This is a genomic window from Streptomyces sp. NPDC058401 (assembly GCF_042722885.1).
GTDB lineage: Bacteria > Actinomycetota > Actinomycetes > Streptomycetales > Streptomycetaceae > Streptomyces.
This window is the reverse complement of sequence record NZ_JBHXKA010000085.1, coordinates 1-19,630: the sequence shown is the minus strand read 5'-3', so window position 1 is coordinate 19,630 and position 19,630 is coordinate 1. Positions and strand designations below refer to the sequence as shown.

General features: G+C 74.7%; 15 protein-coding genes. 5 read left to right on the top strand and 10 right to left on the bottom strand.

Translation table 11 applies throughout. The features are described 5' to 3' along the window. Positions 1-11: 11 nt before the first annotated feature. From ACFWNV_RS26910 to ACFWNV_RS26895, 4 genes are read right to left on the bottom strand one after another with little or no spacing between them, the layout of a single operon-like run. Positions 12-683: an ATP/GTP-binding protein gene (locus ACFWNV_RS26910; RefSeq protein WP_383951972.1), complete on the bottom strand. Its 672-nt coding sequence runs from the start codon at positions 681-683 to the stop codon at positions 12-14. Beyond that, positions 664-1,053, bottom strand: coding sequence for a DUF742 domain-containing protein (locus ACFWNV_RS26905; RefSeq protein WP_383951970.1), 390 nt, complete (start codon positions 1,051-1,053; stop codon positions 664-666). Before ACFWNV_RS26905 ends, ACFWNV_RS26910 begins: the two co-directional genes overlap by 20 nt. Beyond that, positions 1,050-1,541, bottom strand: a complete 492-nt coding sequence (locus ACFWNV_RS26900; protein WP_383951968.1) for a roadblock/LC7 domain-containing protein — start codon at positions 1,539-1,541, stop codon at positions 1,050-1,052. Before ACFWNV_RS26900 ends, ACFWNV_RS26905 begins: the two co-directional genes overlap by 4 nt. Next, the gene (locus ACFWNV_RS26895) at positions 1,538-4,495 is read right to left on the bottom strand and encodes a nitrate- and nitrite sensing domain-containing protein (protein WP_383951966.1); all 2,958 of its coding nucleotides are present in this window, start codon (positions 4,493-4,495) and stop codon (positions 1,538-1,540) included. The genes ACFWNV_RS26900 and ACFWNV_RS26895 overlap by 4 nt, the downstream gene beginning before the upstream one ends. Before the next feature lie 435 nt (positions 4,496-4,930). Between ACFWNV_RS26895 and ACFWNV_RS26890 the strand changes: the two genes are divergently transcribed. Then, entirely contained in the window at positions 4,931-5,704 is a 774-nt protein-coding gene (locus ACFWNV_RS26890; RefSeq protein ID WP_383951964.1) for a protein phosphatase 2C domain-containing protein, read from the top strand. A gap of 101 nt (positions 5,705-5,805) precedes the next feature. Here the strand turns inward: ACFWNV_RS26890 and ACFWNV_RS26885 are convergent, their stop codons facing one another. Together ACFWNV_RS26885 and lon are read right to left on the bottom strand one after the other, a co-directional pair. Further along, complete coding sequence (locus tag ACFWNV_RS26885; RefSeq protein ID WP_243336175.1) at positions 5,806-6,246, bottom strand: MarR family winged helix-turn-helix transcriptional regulator; 441 nt, start codon at positions 6,244-6,246, stop codon at positions 5,806-5,808. A gap of 150 nt (positions 6,247-6,396) precedes the next feature. Next, positions 6,397-8,799 (bottom strand): endopeptidase La, encoded by a 2,403-nt coding sequence (lon, locus tag ACFWNV_RS26880; RefSeq protein WP_383951962.1) that lies wholly within the window; start codon positions 8,797-8,799, stop codon positions 6,397-6,399. 164 nt (positions 8,800-8,963) lie between these two features. Here lon and ACFWNV_RS26875 point away from each other — a divergent pair, with 164 nt between their 5' ends. Continuing rightward, the gene (locus ACFWNV_RS26875; RefSeq protein ID WP_383951960.1) at positions 8,964-9,530 is read left to right on the top strand and encodes a DUF6817 domain-containing protein; all 567 of its coding nucleotides are present in this window, start codon (positions 8,964-8,966) and stop codon (positions 9,528-9,530) included. Between the two features lie 83 nt (positions 9,531-9,613). Here ACFWNV_RS26875 and ACFWNV_RS26870 read toward each other — a convergent pair whose 3' ends face one another. The 3 genes from ACFWNV_RS26870 to ACFWNV_RS26860 all read right to left on the bottom strand — a co-directional run bounded on the left by ACFWNV_RS26870 (position 9,614) and on the right by ACFWNV_RS26860 (position 13,478). After that, the gene (locus tag ACFWNV_RS26870; RefSeq protein ID WP_383951958.1) at positions 9,614-10,456 is read right to left on the bottom strand and encodes a DUF4097 family beta strand repeat-containing protein; all 843 of its coding nucleotides are present in this window, start codon (positions 10,454-10,456) and stop codon (positions 9,614-9,616) included. A gap of 108 nt (positions 10,457-10,564) precedes the next feature. Further along, a complete protein-coding gene (locus ACFWNV_RS26865) occupies positions 10,565-11,434 on the bottom strand; it encodes a sulfurtransferase (protein ID WP_383951956.1) in 870 nt (289 codons plus the stop codon). 1,054 nt (positions 11,435-12,488) lie between these two features. Then, positions 12,489-13,478, bottom strand: a complete 990-nt coding sequence (locus ACFWNV_RS26860) for a hypothetical protein (protein WP_383951954.1) — start codon at positions 13,476-13,478, stop codon at positions 12,489-12,491. A gap of 1,250 nt (positions 13,479-14,728) precedes the next feature. On the opposite strand from ACFWNV_RS26860, the gene ACFWNV_RS26855 reads away from it, so the two are divergent. After that, entirely contained in the window at positions 14,729-15,388 is a 660-nt protein-coding gene (locus ACFWNV_RS26855; RefSeq protein ID WP_383951952.1) for a hypothetical protein, read from the top strand. Between the two features lie 55 nt (positions 15,389-15,443). On the opposite strand, the gene ACFWNV_RS26850 is transcribed toward ACFWNV_RS26855, so the two are convergent. Beyond that, the gene (locus ACFWNV_RS26850; protein WP_383951951.1) at positions 15,444-16,139 is read right to left on the bottom strand and encodes a TetR/AcrR family transcriptional regulator; all 696 of its coding nucleotides are present in this window, start codon (positions 16,137-16,139) and stop codon (positions 15,444-15,446) included. A gap of 148 nt (positions 16,140-16,287) precedes the next feature. Between ACFWNV_RS26850 and ACFWNV_RS26845 the strand changes: the two genes are divergently transcribed. Then, complete coding sequence (locus tag ACFWNV_RS26845) at positions 16,288-17,661, top strand: MFS transporter (protein ID WP_383951949.1); 1,374 nt, start codon at positions 16,288-16,290, stop codon at positions 17,659-17,661. 137 nt (positions 17,662-17,798) lie between these two features. Next, positions 17,799-19,604, top strand: a complete 1,806-nt coding sequence (locus tag ACFWNV_RS26840) for a glycoside hydrolase family 3 protein (protein WP_383951947.1) — start codon at positions 17,799-17,801, stop codon at positions 19,602-19,604. Positions 19,605-19,630 lie beyond the last annotated feature (26 nt).

The window sequence follows — 19,630 nt, the reverse complement described above, 5'->3', positions numbered from 1 at the left end:
CTGGACGTTCTCTATTCGGGGGTCGAGTCGAGGGCGTGGCCCACGAGGGTCATCAGGGATTCCAGGACCGTCACCCGGCGCCGCGCGTCCATGATCACGACGGGTACGTGCGCCGGTATGGTCAGCGCCTCCCGCACGTCCTCCGGTGCGTACGACGGCGTCCCCTCGAAGTGGTTGACGGCCACGGCGTACGGCAGCCCGCAGCTCTCGAAGTAGTCGAGCGCGGGGAAGCAGTCGCGCAGCCTCCGGGTGTCGGCGAGGACGATCCCGCCGACGGCCCCGCGCACCAGGTCGTCCCACATGAACCAGAAGCGCTCCTGGCCGGGGGTTCCGTACACGTACAGGACGAGGTCGTCGTCGAGCGTGACGCGGCCGAAGTCCATGGCGACGGTGGTGGTGTGCTTGTCCGGGGTCCCGGACAGGTCGTCGGTCGGAGCGGCGGCCTCGGTCATCACCGCCTCGGTGCGCAGCGGCCGGATCTCGGAGACGGAACCGACGAACGTGGTCTTGCCCACCCCGAAACCGCCCGCCACCAGCACCTTCACGGCGACGGGTGCGCGCGAGCGGTCGTACTGCCAGGGCTGTACGGGCTCGTCCGGACCGGTGCCCGGACCGGCATCCGGGTGCGCGGAGGAGGAGACGGCGGAGGAGAAGAGGTCGGTTTCAGAGACGGCGGAGCCCACTGAGCACCCTTTCGAGCAGAGCGCGGTCGGGACGGCCGCTGCCGTGGCCGGTCCCGTAGACACGGATCCGGCCCTGGTCGGCGAGGTCGCTGACCAGGACGCGGACCACGCCGAGCGGCAGCTTCAGCAGTGCGGCTATCTCGGCGATCGTCCGCATGCGGCGGCAGACCTCGACGATCGCCGGCATCTCCGGCATCCGGTCGGGCTTGCGCGGTTCCGACACCTTGGTGTCGAGGGCCGCGACGAAGGTCTCGACGTTCAGGACCTGGGTGAAGCGGGTGCGGCCGCCCGTCAGCGAGTACGGGCGTACGCGGGCGGGACGGCGGTCGGCGCCGCGTATCGGCAGCCGGTCGGAGGCCGGACTCCTCACGGGGTGTTCTCCATCGACTGGCGCAGCTCACTGCGGACTTCGGGGGTCAGGACGTGGCCGGCGCGGCCCACGAACAAGGCCATGTGGTACGCGACGACGCTCATGTCGCAGTCGGGCGTGGCGTGCACGCCGAGGAGCGAGCCGTCGCTGATGGACATGACGAACACGGAACCGTGCTCCATGGCCACCATCGTCTGCTTGACCGAGCCGCCGTCCATCAGGGCGGCGGCGCCCGTGGTGAGCGAGCCGAGGCCGGAGACGATGGTCGCGAGATCGGCGGAGGCGCCGCGGGGGCCGCTGGGGCGGGCGGGTGCGGAAGGTGCGCCCGGTGTGTCGGGTGCCACCGGATCGGAGGACAGCAGGAGGAGCCCGTCCGAGGAGACGACGGCCACCGAGTTGACCCCGGGGACCTCCTCCACGAGGTCGGTCAGCAGCCACTGAAGGTTGCGGGCCTGGGTGCTCAGTCCGTACGTACTGGACGCGTTCATGTGCGTGCCTCCTGTGCGGTGTCCCCCCGGTCGGTCTGCCCCTGGTCCTGCGGCGGGCCCTGTCGGGGGTCCTGCGGCGCGTCCTGTCCGGGGGCCTGCGCGAGCTCGGCCTCCACGACGCGCCGCCCGTCCTGGGCGCCCCGGTAGAACCCGCCGAGCCGGCGGCGCAGCTCGTCGGCGTCCACCCGGCCCGGCGCCGGGCGCACCTCGTCCGTGCGTCCGGCGGCCACCGTGCGCGGGCTCCGCTTCGGGAGCCCCTTGTCGGTGAGGACCTCCTCGGGCCCGGTCCCGTACGGGGCGGGCGCGGGCGCCTCGGCGGCCTGGTCCGGGTGCGGCTGCCCGGCCGGCGCCCCGGCCTGCGGCGGTACGCGGAACACCTGCTCGGCGGGCACCTCGACCGGGGCCGGGACGCGGAACACCTGCTCCGTGGGCGGCAGCTGCCCGGCCGGAGGCACGAACCCCGCCGGTGCGGGCTCCGGAGCCACCCGTGCGGGCGGCTCCGCGGCGGAGGCCCGCGCGGACTCGTGCGCGGGCTCGGGCTCGGGGAAGGCGCCGGGGGCGGATCCGGGCTCGGGCTCGGGCTCGGCGAACGGGGCGGGCTCCGGGTCCACGGCCGGTGCCATGGTGACGGCTTCGGGCGCGGCTTCGTACGCAGCCGGGGCAGGCTCCGCCATGAGCGGCTCCGGCTCCTGCTCCACCGCGAAGGCGGGCTCCGGCCGGTCCGGGGCCGCCGGGGCCGCCGCGGCCTCGGGCGGGAGGCCGGCAAGGCCCCGTACGCGTGCGGGGAGGGTGTTCTCGTTGGCCTCCGCGATCACCCCGGGCAGGTGCAGCGCGGGTGCGCCCGGCGCGCCCAGGGTGTGGACGGGCGAAGCCGGCGGGGTGGCGGGCAGCAGCGCGGCCGGTACGACGACCAGGGCCTCCGTACCGCCGTGCTGCGGGGCGCGCAGTTCCGCGCTCACCCCGTGCCGGGCCGCGAGCCGCCCGGCCACGTACAGGCCGAGGCCCAGGCCGTGTTCGGACTCGGGCTCCTCGTCGTAGGCGTCGGGCGTGGCCAGCCGCTCGTTCAGGGTCGTCAGCCGGTCCCCGGTGATCCCGATGCCCTCGTCGACCACGGAGAGCACCACGTCGCCGGAGTCCAGCAGCCAGCCGGACACCTTGACCTTGGCGTCGGGCGGGGAGAAGGTCGTCGCGTTCTCCAGCAGCTCCGCCAGTACGTGCGAGATGTCGTCGGCGGCGTGCCCGGCGACCTGCGTGTACGAGGGCAGCACCCCGAGGTCGACGCGCTCGTAGCGCTCGATCTCGCTGACCGCCGCCCGCATGACGTCGACCAGCGGCACCGCCGCGCCCTGGCCGTGGCCGTGTTCCTGGCCGGCGAGGACGAGCTGGTTCTCGTTGTGGCGGCGCATCACGGTCGCCAGGTGGTCGAGCTTGAAGAGGGTGGAGAGGCGGTCCGGGTCCGGCTCCTCGGACTCCAGCTCCTCGATGACGGCGAGTTGGCGCTCGACGAGCCCCAGGGTCCGCAGGGACAGCGACACGGACGCGGTCGACATGATGCGGCGGTGCTCTTCCAGCCCCGCCCGCAGCTGCGACAGCTCCTCCTCCAGTGCCTCCCGGCCGGCCGAGAGCGCCTCGTTGCGGCCGATGAGGCGGCGCCGGTCGGCGTCGAGTCCGGCGATCCGGGTGTGCAGGGAGACCGTCTGGTCGCGTACCGCGTTGAGGTGGCGCACCACCTCGGCGAACTCGTCGTTGCGGCCCGTGAACCGGACCGGTTCCACCGAGCCCTCCGGCGTGGCCAGCCGGGCCGCGCCGCGCCGCAGGACCGACAGCGGCCGGGTGAGGGAGCGTGCGATGGCGGTGGAGATGCCGAGGGTGACGAGGAACAGCACGCCGAGGAAGGCGACCATGACCTCCAGTGCGGTCACGTCGTCGTCGCGCAGTGCGGCGAGGGCGGTGGCGCGCTGGGCGGCGAGGGTGGCCTCGACGGAGCGCATCCGGTCGACGCGGGCGGTGAGGGCGGGGCCCACGGTGCCGGGGTCGAGCTTGCGGTCGGCGGCCGACAGGGCCGGCCGGTCGGTGAGCCGCTTGAGGTAGTCGTCGGCCGTCTTGACCTCGGGTCCGGTGACGGTGGCGGTGAGGCTCTGGCGCACGTCGGGGCGTGCGGCGCGCGCGAAGTCGTCGAGCGCGCCCTGCTCCCGTACGCGGGCCCGCTGGGCGGCGGCGGTGAGTTCGTCCACGGCGGCGGTGCCCGGCTGCCGGTCGCCGCCCGGTACGGACAGTGCGGCGAGGAGCAGTCCGCGGGTGGCGGAGGCCTGCTCCACGGCCTGCCCGAGGGCTGCCAGCGGGCGGGCGGTGACGAGGGCGTCGGCGGCGCGCGGCGGGGTCAGTTCGGCGAGCCGGCCGCTCGGTGCGAGGAGTTCGGCGATGACTCCGGAATAGGCCTGATGGGCGGCGAGGGCGCTGTCCTTGCCCTCGACGGCCTCGGTGCGGACGGCGCCGACCCGGCCGAGGGCGCGGGCGAGTTCCTCGTCGGCGTCGGCCTGGACCTCGGCGAGCTGGCGGTCGGTGCCCGCGGTGCGTTCCTGGACGGCGGCGGCCTGTGCGCCCCGGGCGCCGCCGGGGCGGCCCTTGGCCACGTACGCGGTGACGGCGTCGCGCTCGTCCCCGAGCAGGTGGGCCAGGGTGAGGGTCTGCCGGCTCCGGTCGGCGAGGGTGACCAGCTGCTGGGAGTCGTTCAGGTCCGCGGAGGCGGACAGGACGGCGGGTGCTCCCGCCGCGAGCACGGCGAGCCCGGCCACGGCGACCCCGATGACCAGCCTGCGGCGCACGCGGACGCGGCGCCCTGCGGGTGCGGTCGCGGCGACCGGGCCGCCGGGGGCTCGTCGGTCGGGTGCGGTGCCGTCGGGTGCGGTGCCGTTCGCGACGGTGCCGTTCTTCCGAGGCCGCTTCTTCTGCACCGGTGCTCGCAATCCTGTTTACGTGTGCTGCTCGTGCTCGTCGTCTGATGCCTGGCAGGTGATGCCCGGTACGTGCGCTGTTCGGTCGGTGCTGGTCGGTGCGTGGCGCTTGCGCGCACCCACCGCCGTACCCGCCGTACCGCCTCAGACCCTCGCAGTGAGTTGGGAAGAGGGCCGCACATCGCCCGCCCGGCCACACGAAGGAGTGAACAGCACGGACGAGTTGGCGACCAACTCGGCGATCGGCTGTCAGGGCCCCGCCGTGGACGGGTGGTTGAAAGATCGATGCGGCTTTTGGCAGGATGCCCGCCCACATCACCGAGGGACACCCCGCACCCCCCGGGAGTCCCTTCCCTCCCCACCCGCCCCACTTTGGTCCGGACCTTTCTCGGCCCTTCCCGCCTCTACGGAGCCCCGCGCGGGCAGAATGTCCGCATGCGCATCGATCTCTGCTCCGCCCCCGGCAACCCGGAACGCCCCAACGAGGACTGGGTGTCGGCCGCGATCCCCGCCTCGGGCGGCGGAGTCCTGGTGGCCCTCGACGGGGTCACCCCGCCTCCCGGCGAGGTCGGATGCGCGCACGGAGTGCCGTGGTTCGCGGCCCGGCTGGGCGGCCGATTGACCGAACTGTCCGGATCGCGCCGGGACATGTCCCTCGACCGCGTCCTGGCGGAGTCCATCCGCGCCACCGCGGACGCCCACCGCGACACGTGTGACCTTTCTCACGTCCGGACCCCGCAGGCGACGGTGGTCGTGGTCCGCTGGGACGCCTCCTGGGTCGAACACCTCGTGCTCTCGGACTCCGTACTCCTCCTCCAGGCGCCCGGAGGGGAGGTGCGCGCGGTCCTCGACGACCGGCTGGACCGGATCCCGCGCGAGCTGCTGCGCACGGAGGCCTCCGCCGACACGCTGCGCAACGTGGAGGGCGGCTTCTTCACCGCCGCCGCCGACCCGGAGGTGGCCGCCCGGGCGGTGACCGGGCGGACCCCGCGTACGGAGGTACGGGCGCTGGCCGCGCTCACGGACGGGGCCAGCCGGTGGACGGACACCTTCGGGGAGGGCGACTGGGCCGCATGCCTGGCGGTGCTGCGCAAGGAGGGCGCGCAGTCGCTGATCGACCGGGTGCGCACGCTGGAATCGGACCCGGGCCGGGCGCACCGCCGCGAAAAGCGCCACGACGACGCGTCGGCGGCATACGCGGAGCTGTAGGGGGCGGCGTACGCGGAGCTGTAGGGGGCGGCTTACGCGGAGCTGTAGGGGGCCGGCTCTTGCGGAGCTGTAGGGGCTCCGGGCGGCCCGGGGATCCGGCGCTACTCCCCGCCCGCGTTCAACTGGTTGAGCAGCCGGGCCAGTTCCGCCACTTCCCCGCGGTCCCAGTCCGCGAGCTTGCGCATGTACTGCTCGCGCCGGGCGCCGCGGACCCGCAGGAAGCGCTCCCGGCCCTCCTCGGTGAGCCCGACCAGGAAGGCCCGCCCGTCCGCCGGGTCCGGCTCGCGGGCCAGCAGGCCCAGCACCTCCAGGGCCCGCAGCTGCCGGCTCATCGTGGCCTTGCCGACCCCGAAGTACGCGGCGAGCTCGGTCGCCCGCTGCCGCCCGGCGGCTTCCAGCCGGACGAGGAGCCCGTACGCGGCCGGTTCCAGCTCCGGGTGCAGCTCGCGCGCCATCTCCCCGGAGGAGGCGCGGGCCCGTCGGAGGAAGACGGACAGCTCCCGCTCCAGGGCAAGGAACTCCTGGTCTTCGGTCCCGTGCACGGCCCGCTCCTTCGCTGGTGTGTGGGCCACCAGTATTTCGCAGCGGGTACGCCGGGGGCCCGGGGCCCCGCCGAAGCGGGTGACCCCGGGCCCGCGGCCCGCCCGGATGCCCGGTTCCGGGTGCCCTGTACCCGGTACCAGGTGCCCTGATCAGGCCACGACGGCCACCGGGACCTCGACCTCGTCCGCGGCCAGGGCCAGCTCCAGGACCTGTCGTACGTCCGTCACCGGGTGCACCGACAGCCCGGCCAGCACCTCGGCGGGAACGTCGTCCAGATCGGCCTCGTTCCGCTTCGGGATGATGACGGTGGTCAGTCCGGCCCGGTGCGCGGCCAGGAGCTTCTGCTTGACCCCGCCGATCGGCAGCACCCGCCCGGTCAGCGAGACCTCGCCGGTCATGGCCACGTCCGTGCGGACCTGGCGGCCCGACAGCAGCGAGGCCAGCGCCGTCGTCATCGTGATGCCCGCGCTCGGACCGTCCTTGGGCACCGCGCCCGCCGGGAAGTGGATGTGCACGCCCCGGTCCTTCAGGTCGGCGACCGGGAGCTCCAGCTCGGCGCCGTGGGAGCGCAGGAAGCTGAGCGCGATCTGCGCCGACTCCTTCATCACGTCTCCGAGCTGGCCCGTCAGCGTGAGCCCGGCCGCGCCCGTCTCGGGATCGGCCAGCGAGGCCTCGACGAACAGGACGTCGCCGCCGGCCCCGGTCACGGCGAGGCCGGTGGCCACGCCCGGTACCGCGGTGCGCCGCTCGGACGGGTCCTGCGCGGACTCCGGTACGTGGTGCGGCCGTCCGATGAGTGCCCGCAGGTCGTCGGCTCCGATCCGCAGCGGCAGCTCCCGCTCCCCCAGCTCGTGCTGGGAGGCCACCTTGCGCAGCAGCCGGGCGAGGGAGCGCTCCAGGGTGCGCACGCCCGCCTCGCGGGTGTACTCCCCGGCCAGCTTGCGCAGCGCGTCCTCCTCCAGGACCACTTCCTCGGTGGCCAGGCCGGCGCGCTCCAGCTGCCGGGGCAGCAGGTGGTCGCGGGCGATGACGACCTTCTCGTCCTCGGTGTAGCCGTCGAGGCGGACCAGTTCCATCCGGTCGGCGAGGGCCTCGGGGATGGCCTCCAGCACGTTCGCGGTGGCGAGGAACACCACGTCGCTCAGGTCCAGTTCCACTTCCAGGTAGTGGTCCCGGAAGGTGTGGTTCTGGGCGGGGTCGAGGACTTCGAGCAGGGCCGCGGCCGGGTCTCCGCGGAAGTCGGAGCCGACCTTGTCGATCTCGTCGAGCAGGACGACCGGGTTCATGGACCCGGCCTCCTTGATGGCCCGTACGATCCGGCCGGGCAGCGCGCCCACGTACGTACGCCGGTGTCCGCGGATCTCGGCCTCGTCGCGGACTCCGCCGAGGGCCACGCGGACGAACTTGCGGCCCATGGCGTGGGCCACGGACTCCCCGAGGGAGGTCTTGCCGACGCCCGGAGGGCCCACGAGCGCCAGTACGGCCCCGCCCCTGCGCCCGCCGACGACGCCCATCCCGCGCTCGGAGCGGCGCTTGCGCACGGCCAGGTACTCGGTGATCCGGTCCTTCACATCGCTCAGCCCGGCGTGCTCCGCGTCCAGGACGGCGCGGGCTCCCCGGATGTCGTACTCGTCCTCGGTCCGCTCGTTCCAGGGCAGTTCGAGCACGGTGTCCAGCCAGGTGCGGATCCAGGACCCTTCCGGGGACTGGTCGCTGGAGCGCTCCAGCTTGTCGACTTCCTTGAGGGCGGCCTCCCGTACCTTCTCGGGCAGGTCGGCGGCCTCGACCCGGGCGCGGTAGTCGTCGGACTCCTCGCCCTCCTTCTCCCCGCTGAGCTCGCGCAGTTCCTTGCGCACGGCGTCGAGCTGACGCTTCAGCAGGAACTCGCGCTGGACCTTGTCGACACCGTCCTGGACGTCCTTGGCGATGGACTCGGCGACGTCCTGCTCGGCGAGGTGGTCGCTGAGGGCCTTGACGGCGAGGCGCAGCCGGGTGACGGGGTCGGCCGTCTCCAGCAGCTCCACCTTCTGCTCGACGGTGAGGAACGGGGAGTACCCGGAGTTGTCCGCGAGGGCCCCGACCCCCTCGATCTGCTGCACCCGGTCCACGACCTGCCAGGCCCCGCGCTTCTTCAGCCAGGTCGTGGCGAGCGCCTTGTACTCCTTGACGAGCTCGGTGACGGCCCCGGGCAGCGGATCGGGGACGGTCTCGTCCACCGTTTCGCCCTCGACCCAGAGCGCGGCCCCGGGCCCGGTGGTCCCGGCCCCGATACGGACCCGGCCGCGGCCCCGGATGAGCGCCCCGGGATCCCCGTCGGACAGCCGTCCCACCTGCTCCACGGTCCCGAGCACGCCGGTGCCCGCGTACTTCCCGTCGATCCGGGGCACGAGCAGCACCTTCGGCTTGCCGCCCGCGGCAGCGGCCTGCGCGGCCTCCACGGCACCCCGCACCTCGGCGTCGGACAGGTCCAGCGGAACGACCATCCCGGGCAGCACGACCTCGTCGTCGAGCGGCAGCACGGGCAGGGTGAGCGTTACGGACGTCGAAGCCATGATGTTCCCTCCGGCAGTGAAGTTGAGCTATGCCGACTCAATGCATCGGCGCGCCCCGATGTTCCCCAAGTGCCGTTCGCCGGGGGCGAACACTTGTCGTCGTGGGTGTCCGCATGGCGATCGCGCCGGGCGCCGGGCCCGGGTGCCTCGTCATGATGGGGCGCATGACGCACAGCGAGGACAAGCACGCACACACCGATTCACCGGCGATCGCCCTGCTCAAGGAGGTGGGCGCGGAGACCACGAAGCACTCGGGCGGGACGCTCCTGACCCACCTGCTGCGCGTCGAGGCACTGGTGGCCGCCTGGGGCGGCCGGCCGGCGCTCCGGGCAGCGGCACTGTGCCACGCCTTCTACGGAACCGACGGGCTGCCCCTGATACTCCTGGACCTTTCCGAACGGGCCCGCCTCACCGAGGCGATCGGTACGGAGGCCGAGGAGCTCGTCTACTTCTACGCGAGCTGCGACCGCGAGGCCTCCTACCCCGGCCTCTCCGCACCGGACGGGGCGTCGGCGGTCTTCCGGGACCGGTTCACGGGCGAGGAGTTCGTTCCGTCCCCCCAGCAGCGCCGCGACTTCGCCGAGCTCACGGCGGCCAACGAGCTGGACCTGGCACAGGTGAACGCGTCCTTCCGCGAACGCAACGGGGCCGGTCTGCTCGAACTGTTCACCCGGTGGTCCCCCCTGCTGTCGGAACCGGCCCGCCGCGATGTGACCGCCGTGCTCGGCTGACCCTCGCGGGCGCGGGTGCCCCTCGGGGGCACCGGCCGTCCGCCCGGCATCGGAGACGGTGCCGGGGCCGTGCGAGGCGCGGCTCAGGCCGCCGAGATGGTGACGTCGCCCGACGAGGTCCTGACGGCGAGCCGGGCGGGCGCGGACGGGTCCGCGGGGACGGTGATCTTTCGGTCGCCGGAGGCGGTGGAGACGTCGAGGGCGTACGGGGCCGCGGGAACGTTCACCTTGGCGTCGCCCGAGCTGGTCTTCACGGCGACCGAGGACGGCGCCTTCGCGAAGGCCAGGCGGACGTCGCCGGAGTCCGAACGGGCGTCCGCGCCCGGGCCGGCGAGTTCCTCGGCGGTGATCGAGCCCGAGGACGTACGGACCTTCAGCCCGCCTGCGATCCTGTCCGCCCGGACCGCGCCGGAGTCGGTACCCACCTCCAGCGCCCCGGCGATCCGGTCCGCCCGCACCCCGCCCGAGGACGTCACGACGTTGGCGGCGGCCACTCCCGACACCGTGACGCGGCCGCTGCTGCTCTTGGCCCGGACCGTGGCGGAGGCCGGCACCTCCAGCCGGTAGTCCACGGAACAGCGGCCCGAGCAGTCGCCTCTGGTGAGGGTCAGCACGCCGCCGGAGACCCGCTGGGCGGGCTCGGGCACGGTGTCGCCGCGGTAGTGGACGGTACGGCGGACGGTGACGCCCGGGCCGGAGCCCACGACCACGTCGATGGACCCGCTGCCGGCGTCCGAGACCTCGACCGCGGTGACGGCCTCGGCGACCGCGGCATCGGCGCTCGCCGTCTTCTCGGGGCCGCCGCGCGAGACGAGCGAGCCGAAGGAACAGCCCGAGAGCAGGAGCCCGGCGGCGAGGGCCGCGGCGGTGCAGGTGACGGTGGCCTTGGCCTTGGCGTTGCTCGGGAACGTCTTCGTCGTGGTCATGGTGTCGATCGTGCCCGGGCGGCCGCCGCGGGGGCATGGTGCACGTGCCCGGATCGGGGGTGGGGTTAACCCCCGGGATCCGGGATCCCGGATCCCGGGGGGGGCGGCCTAACTCCCCTCCACCACCGGCCGGTCGGGGGACGGTACGCCCCACTCGCTCCAGGAGCCGTCGTACACCGCGAGGTCCTCGTACCCGGCGAGCTCCGCGCCGAGGGCGAGCACGCAGGCGGTGACCCCCGATCCGCAGCTGAAGTACAGCCGCTCCCGCTCCCCCGCCGCCGCCGCGAAGGCCGTACGGAGCTCCGCCGCGGGGCGCATCAGGCCGTCGGGGCGCTGGAGTTCACCGAAGGGGAGGCTGACCGCGCCCGGCATGTGGCCCCCGCGCAGGCCCGGTCGGGGTTCGGGGGCGGTGGCGGCGAAGCGTTCGCGGGTACGGGCGTCCAGGACGGCGGCGGCCGGATCGGCCAGGGCCGCCGAGACGGTGGCGGCGTCCACCAGCAGCCCGGCGCGGGGCCGGGCCGTGAAGGAGCCGCGCGGCCCCTCGTAGCCCGGCCGGCCCTCCTCCACCGGCCGCCCGGCGGCGACCCACGCGGGCAGCCCGCCGTCGAGGACGGCGACCCGGTCGAAGCCCATGCCGCGCAGCATCCACCAGGCGCGGGCGCTGGAGTAGATCCCGGCACCGTCGTACGCGACGACCGTGCTGCCGTCGTCCACGCCCAGGGCGCGCATCGCCTCGGCGAAGGCGGCGGGGCCGGGCATGGTGTGCGGGGCCGCGGCGGTGTGGTCGGACAGCGCACCGTCGAGGTCGAAGGGACGGGCCCCCGGAATCCGCCGGTCCGCACCCCGGTGCGCCCCGACGGAGGCATCGAAGACGACAAGCCCGGCCGCACCGAGCCGCTCCGCGAGCCAGTCCCCGCCCACGAGCGGCCCTGGCGGCACGAGGGAGCGGGAGTGGGCGTGGGGCTGGGCTGCGTCCATGACACACCTCCGACAGAGTCCGACAGAAACGGGCGGCCCCCGACACGATCGGCGACCCACCCCCCATCCTCTCCCCCACGCCCCGACCCCCCGCGAACGCCCCTACTCCGGACCCGGATTGCCCCCTGCCGGGCCGCCCGCCCGGAGCCCGGGGCGGCCCGCCAGGAGACGGGCCGGGCCCGGAAACGCAGCCGGCCACCCCGCAAGGAGCGGCGACCGCCCGGCCAGGACCGGGGGACCGGGACCGGGACCGGAAGCCCGGCCGGAAGACGCGCCGCCGGGCCCGGAAACGCAGACCGGCCACCTCACCGGGAGCCTCGGGCAGACACCCGGGGAGCACCCGCGCGGCCTGGCACTGGCCGGGTGGCCTCACCAGGAAACGGGTCGAACCCGGAAACGCAGACCGGTTGGCCCGCCCGGAGCTTCGGGCCGCCCGCCCGAGCGGTCCCCCGCACGGCCCGGATCGGACCCGCATCGCCACCGGAAGGCGGGTCGGACCCGGAAGCCCGGAAGCGCAGACCGGCCGTCCCCCCGCGAGCGGCGACCACCAGCCCCACCCGAAGCTACGAGCCACCTGCCCGGCCGGGCGGCCGCGCGGCCCCGAACTGGACCGGCAGCGCCACCGGAAGACAGGTCCGCCCCGGAGACTCATGCCGGCCACCCCGCCGAAAGCTGCGGGAAGCCACCAGGGGAGCATCCGCGCGGCCCGGACTGGAGCGCCCGCCCCACCAGGAAACGGGGGCGGACCCGGAAACACGGACCGGCCACCCCGTCGCTGACCTCGCCGCCCGGCGAGCACCCGCCCGACTCGGACCAGGACCAGCAGCCACCCGGCAAGCACCCGCCCGGCCCGAACCGGAGCACCCGCCCCACCAGGAAACCGGGCGCACCCGAAAACACGGACCGGCCACCCCACCACCGACCTCGGGGTAGCCGCCCGGCGAGCACCCGCCCGGCCCGGACTGGAGCGCCCGCCCCACCGGAGGACGGGCCACTCCCGGGAGTGTGGACCGGCTGCCCTGCCGGGGGTGGTGGCCGCCCGTGGTGCCGGGAGCTACGGGCAGTCGCCCGGGCGGGCGAAGAGGGCCACGCGGGCGCCGCGCACCGCCGTCACGGTGCACAGGTCGAAGTGGGAGACCAGCGTCTGGCGTTTCACCGCTTCGGCCGGGTAGCCGTCCAGCGGCTGCCCCGCCGGGTCCAGCAGGGCGATCACCCGGTCAACGGCCGGGTCCAGCAGGGCCGCCCGGATCTCCTCCGGAGTCCGCTCGACGCCCTGGAGGCTCCGCGAAGCCGCCGGGGTGCGGGACAGCGCGAGGTCGCGCAGGGATCCGTAGGCCTGCGGCGAGGACAGCAGCCATTCGCGCCGCCGCGAGGGGAGGAAGAGCACCGCGTCGCCCGGGCGCGCGAGCGCGCGGACGGCGGCCGCCACGGCCCGCGCATCGTCCTTGCGGCTCTCGGGCGTGCGCAGCCACACGGACCAGAACCCGACGGGGACGAGCAGGGCCCCGACCAGCGGCCACACCCACCATCCGCGCGCCGTGGCGAGCCGCGCCCCCGCGAGGAGGGCGAGGCCGGCGAGTGCGTAGAGGACGTACCGGTCCACGTACCAGGGGTGCGCCAGCGAGACCGCGAGGAGCAGCCCGGGCGGCAGCAGCGCCAGCGGCAGGGCGACCCGTACGAGGTCCCGCGCGGCCCCCCGGGCCAGCAGCAGCGAGGCGGCCGCGAGGACCCCGTACGCCGCCCAGTCCTGCCAGGTCGGCCGCCCGAGCCAGCCCAGTTGCTGCTGCGCCTGCCGGGCGCTGACCAGCGCGAGCGGCAGCAGCGCGGCCACCACGGCTCCGGCGGCGAGCCGCCAGCCGCGCGAGCGCCGGGCGGCGAACGCGTGCGCGGGCAGCGCCAGTACGGCGAACTCGTGCAGCCAGCAGGCGAGCACCAGCACCACGGCGTAGGCGGCCCAGCGCTCGCGCAGCATCAGGTACGTGGCCCAGACGACGGCCGCGGCGACGAACGCGTACGAGCGCCCCTCCTGGGCGTACATCTGCACGGGCGGCAGCAGGGCGTACCCGACCCCGGAGAACAGCGCTACCCGCCCGGCACGGCCCGTGCGCCCTCCCGCATGAGCCTGCCCTCCCTGACCGACCGGGTCACCCTTGCCGATTCGGCGAGCGCGGCCAATACGGCCAGGCTGGTCGGCACCTCGGGCCCAGCCACCCCGACCGGCCCGGCCTACGGCCTGGTCACACCCGTCGGATCGGCCGGACCCGCCGGAGTCTCCGGGCCAACCCACCCGGTCGGCCTCGGCAGGCCTGTCGGGGCTGCCCAGCCCGCCGGACCCGCCGGACCCGTCGAGATCCCCAGGCCAACCCACCCGGCCGGACCAACCGAACCCGGCAGGTCCACCAGACCGATCAGCCCCGCCAGGCGTGCCGGGGCCGCCAGACCCGTCGGAACCGCCCAGCCCGCCGGACCCGCCGGACCCGCCGGGATCTCCAGGCCACCCCGCCCGGTCGGCCCGTCCGGACCCCGCGGGTCCACCAGACTGGTCAGCCCCGCCAGACCTGTTGGAGACGGCAGGCCCGTGGGAACCGCCAGACCCGTCGAGATCCCCAGGCCAACCCACCCGGCCGGACCGACCGGACCCGGCAGGTCCGCCAGACCGATCAGCCCCGCCAGACGTGCCGGGGCCGCCAGACCCGTCGGCCCCGCCGGCCCCTCCCGGATCTCCGGGCCAACCCACCCGGTCGGCCCCACCAGCCCCACCAGACCCGCCGGCCACACCGGACCCGTCAGGTCCGCCCGGACCGCCCGACCCGCCCGCCCCGGCGGGCGGCGCGTCGGCGCCCGGCCCCCCGCCGCCCCGCGGCCCCGCCAGGTGGTGGGCCACCGCGGCCACGCCCGCCGCGGCGAGGGCGGTGGCGGCCACCGAGGGGAGGCGCAGGGGCCAGAGGGCGGGGTCGGAGGCGGGGGTGCCCGTGGCGGCGAAGAGTGCGTGCATCAGCAGGTAGTAGAGGCCGTGGACGGCGTCCACCTGGCCGAGCAGTTCCCAGAGTTCCCCGAGCGGCCGGTGCGCGGCCTGCCACGTGACGGACTCGTCGCGCCACAGGGAGCCGCCCCGCGAGAGGCCCCAGAGGCCGAGTGCGACGGCGGTGAGCGGCGGCAGCCAGCGCCAGGGGGCGAAGCGGCGGATGTCGGCCTCCGAGTGCTATCCGTGCGGGTGGTGCTGACTCCATACTCGGGGTTCGAGCCGGATACCTGCGGGGGTGGGGCGTGCGAGCACGTGGTGGGCGAGTGGGCTTGGCGACGGCGACGGTGACGGCGGCCGTGGTACTGGCCGCCGCGGCGGCCCTGGGCGGGTGCTCCTCCGGCGGGCCGAAGGACGGATCCTCGGCGAAGCCGGGCACGGGCACGGGCACGAGCAGCAGCACCGGCACCGCGACGGGCGCCCCGTCCGGGACGGCGACGGACGGCTCGGGGACTCCCTCCCCCGGCCAGAGCACCGGCCAGAGCGCCGGTCAGAGCCCGGACCCGGGCACCGGTACGACCGGTCCCGCCCCGCAGCCCGCGCCGAGCACCTCCGCTCCGGCGCCCGCACCCAGCGCCTCGCCGCCCGCCGCCGGCGAGACCCTCGTCGCGGTCACCCGCAGCGGGGGCTTCGGCGGCAAGACCAACACTTTGGTCATCAAGGGCGACGGATCGTTCCTGCGGCTCAACGCCAAGGCCGAGACGGTCGACCGCGACAAGCTCTCGGCCGCCGCCCTCGCGAAACTGCGCACCGCGCTCCAGGAGGCGGACTTCCCCCGCCTGCCGCGGATCTCGATGCCGGACCAGCCGGTCTTCGACTCGCTCACGTACGCCTTCCGGCACGGCGGCTACGAGGTCGCCGCCGACCAGACCACGCTGCCGCGCCCCCTGGAGGGGGTGCTGAGCGCCCTGCCGGCCTTCGAGCCGCGCTGACGGAGCACGACCCGGACGGCCCCGGACCGCACCACCGGCCGAACCGCGCCGCCCGTCACGGCCCCGTCCCCGTTCCCGCCACGGCGATCTCCCGCAGCCGCCGGTCCAGGTACCCGCGCAGCAGGACCGCCATGTCCACGCCCTCCGGGTCCAGCACCCACTGGATCTGGAACCCGTCCATCACCGCGATGATCTCCCGGCCGACGGCCTCGCAGTCCGTGTCCGGCCGTACCTCGCCGCGCGCGACGCCCGCCCGGAGCAGGTCGACGCTGTAGCCGAGGACCCGGTCGTAGCGCTGCCGGAAGTAGGCGTGCGCGGGGTGGCCCGGGTTTCCGGACTCGCCGACCAGGGTGTTGTACATCCGTACGAGCCCGGGCCGCCGGGCGTTCTCCTCGGCGAGGGCGACCACCGCGGCGAAGTGGTCGGCGACCGCGGGGGCTTCCTCGGCGGGCCCACTGAAGAGCCGTTCGACGTCGTGCTGCTCGCTCTGCGCCAGGACGGACAGGAGCAGGTCCTCCTTGCCGCGGAAGTGGTGGAGCAGGCCGCCCTGGGTGATCCCGCAGTCGTTGGCGATCCGGGCGAGCGAGGAGGCGTGGAAGCCCCACTGCGCGAAGTGCTCGACGGCGGTGTCGAGGATCTTCTGGCGACGGGCGTCGCCCACCGCGTAGCCGCCCCGGGCGGCCGTCGCCTTGGGGGCTGCCACCTTGGCGGCCGTCGCCTTGGGGGCCGTTCGGCCCTTGTCCTGTGCCATGCGGACCACCCTAAACCCGACCGTTTCCGGCCATCCCGAGGGAGTGATCCAGCTCACTGAACGAAAACCTAGTGGGTGCAAGGTTTTCACGCCTACGGTGAAACCGCCCGGTCGGCGACGAGGCCGACGCGGAGACGTTGGAGCCCCCATGCCGCTCACGCAGGACCCCGGAAGCGCACTCGACGCCACCGACCGACCCGATCCGGCCACCCCGGCCGACGCCCCGGCCGCCTCAGCCGCCCCGGCCGCATCGACCACCGCCCCGGCCACCCGATCCGCCGGCGCCCCCGCCGACGCCCCCACCGGCGCCCCCGCCAAGCTGATCTTCGGCCTGGTCGCCGCCCAGCTCGGCGTCTGCATCGCCGTCTTCACCCCGATCGTGGTGACCCTCGCCCTGCGCGTGGCCCAGATCGTCCCGGAGGCCGAGCGCGGCGCCGCCCTCGGGAAGGTGCTCTCCGTCGGCGCCCTCCTCGCCCTCGTCGGCAACCCGCTCTTCGGCGCCCTCTCCGACCGCACGACCAGCCGGTTCGGCCGCCGACGCCCCTGGCTCGTGGGCGGCATGGCGGTGGCCGCCGTCGGGCTGACCGTCGTGGGCCTCGGCTCCAGCGTCACCACGCTGCTCATCGGCTGGGCCATCGCGCAGCTCGGCTGCAACGCCGCCCTGTGCATGGTCACCGCCTGCATCCCGGACCTGATCCCGGACCACCAGCGCGGCCGGGTCTCCGGCATGGTCGGCATGATGCTGTCCGTCTCGATGGTGGCGGGCAGCTTCCTCGCGCAGCTCTTCACGGACAACATGGCGCTGGCCTTCATCGTCCCGGCCGTCGTAGGCGTCCTCGGGGTGTGCGTGCTGGCCGCCGTGATGCCCGACCGGCCGGCCCGAGCCGAGTCCGTGGCCCCGTACGGCTGGCGGGAGTTCCTGCACAGCTTCTGGGTGAACCCGCGCAAGAACCCGGACTACTCGTGGAACTTCGCGAGCCGCTTCCTGGTCTTCATCGGCATCGCCTGCGTGACCAGCTACCAGGTGTACTTCCTGATGGACCGCCTCGGGGTCGCCGAGGGCGAGGTCGCCTCGAAGATGTTCACCACCACCCTGGTCACCGTCGGCGGCGTGGTCGCCGGCTCCCTCGCCGGGGGCTGGCTGTCCGACGCCACCGGCCGCCGCAAGCCCTTCGTGCTCGCGTCCGCCTTCGTCATCGGCATCGGGCTGCTGCTGATCGCCACCGCGGGCACCTTCGGGATGTTCCTCTTCGCCGTGGCCGTCTTCGGCTTCGGCGAGGGCCTCTACCTCGCGGTCGACGTGGCGCTCGCCGCCGCCGTCCTGCCCGACCCGGAGACCGCCGCCAAGGACATGGGCGTCCTGAACATCGCCAACGCCCTCCCGCAGTCCCTCGTCCCGATGCTCGCGCCGTTCGTGCTCGCCATCGGCGGAGGGGGCAACTACGGCGCCCTCTTCCTCGTCGGCGGCATCGCGGCGGCCGTCGGCGCCGCCCTCGTCCAGCTGATCCGCTCGGTCAGGTGACGGCCCGCCCGCCCGGGCCCGCCGACGCCCGCACCCCCAGCGCCCACCGGCCGCCCGCCCCCGCGAACTCCCCCGCTCCCGCTCCCGCACCCGCCCCCGCGACCTCCCGCGCGCCCGACCTCCTCAGGAGCCCCGTCATGAACGCCAGCCCGAGCACCCCGACGCCCCCGGCCGTCCCCTCCGGCTCCGCCGCGCCCCTCCCCTACCGCGACGCGTCCCTCCCCGTCGACGCCCGCGTCGAGGACCTGCTCTCCCGCATGACCCTGGAGGAGAAGGCCGGCCAGCTCTTCCACTCGATGCTGATGATGAACCCGGACGGCACCCCGGTCACCGAGACCGACGGCTCGATCCTCCCCTTCACCACCCCCGAGCTGATCGAGGGCCGCCACCTCACCCACTTCAACCTCCTCGGCAGCTACGGCGCCCGCGAGATGGCCACCTGGCAGAACGCCGTCCAGGAGATGGCCGCCGGCACCCGGCTCGGCATCCCGGTGACCCTGTCGACCGACCCCCGGCACTCCTTCACCGACAACGTCGGCGCCTCCTTCAACGCCGGTGCCTTCTCCGCCTGGCCCGAGGCCATCGGCCTGGCCGCGATCGGCGACCCGGAGCTGGTCTTCGAGTTCGCCGACATCATGCGGCGCGAGTACCTCTCCGTCGGCTTCCGCGTCGCCCTGCACCCGCAGATCGACCTGGCCACGGAGCCGCGCTGGGCCCGCCAGTCGGGCACCTTCGGCTCGGACGCGAAGCTGACGGGCGAACTCGTACAGGCCTACGTACGGGGCCTGCAGGGCGAGGCGCTCGGCGCGGCCTCGGTCTCCGCGATGGTCAAGCACTTCCCCGGCGGCGGCCCGCAGAAGGACGGCGAGGACCCGCACTTCGCGCACGGCAAGGAGCAGATCTACCCGGGCGGGATGCGCGAGCACCACCTGGAGCCGTTCAAGGCGGCCATCGCGGCCGGCTGCTCGCAGATGATGCCGTACTACGGCCAGCCCATCGGCACCGACTGGGAAGAGGTCGGCTTCGGCTTCAACAAGGGCGTCGTCACCGGCCTGCTCCGCGACGAGCTCGGCTTCCAGGGCATCGTGTGCACGGACTGGGGCCTGCTCACCGAGTCGACGATCTTCGGCGAGCCGCACCCGGCCCGCGCCTGGGGCCTGGAGCACCTGAGCGTCTCCGAGCGGGCGGCCCGCGCGCTGGAGGCGGGCTCGGACCAGTTCGGCGGCGAGCAGTGCCCCGCGGTCATCGTGGAGATGGTCCGCTCGGGCCGGGTCACCGAGGCCCGGATCGACGCGTCCGTGCGCCGGCTGCTGCGCGAGAAGTTCGTCCTCGGCCTGTTCGAGAACCCGTACGTGGACCCGGACGCGGCGGCCGGGACGGTCGGCCGCGCCGACTTCGCGGCGGCCGGCGCCGCGGCCCAGCGGCGCTCCCTGACGGTGCTCACCAACACCGGGCGGACCCTGCCGGTGGCCGGCCGGCCGAAGCTGTACGTCAAGGACGTGGACGCGGAGGTCGCGGCGGCCTACGGGGAACTCGTGTCCGACCCCGCCGAGGCGGATCTGGCGGTGCTGCGGCTGCGCACCCCGCACGAACCCCGCAGCAACGTCTTCGAGTCCTTCTTCCACTCGGGTTCGCTGGCCTTCCCCGAGCCGGAACTCACCGAGATCCTGTCCCTCCTGGACGCCGTCCCCACCCTGGTCTGCATCAACCTGGAGCGGGCCGCGGTGATCCCCGAGATCGCGGAGCGGGCGGCCGCGCTGATCGCGGACTACGGGGCGTCCGACGCCGCCCTCCTGGACGTGGCCTTCGGCCGGGCGGCCGCCGGGGGGCGGCTGCCCTTCGAGCTCCCGCGCTCCATGGAGGCCGTCGCGGCCTCCCGGCCCGACGTTCCCAACGACACCGTCGACCCGGTCTTCCCGCACGGCCACGGCCTGACCCTGTAGCCCCGTAGTCCTGCGCGGACCTGCGC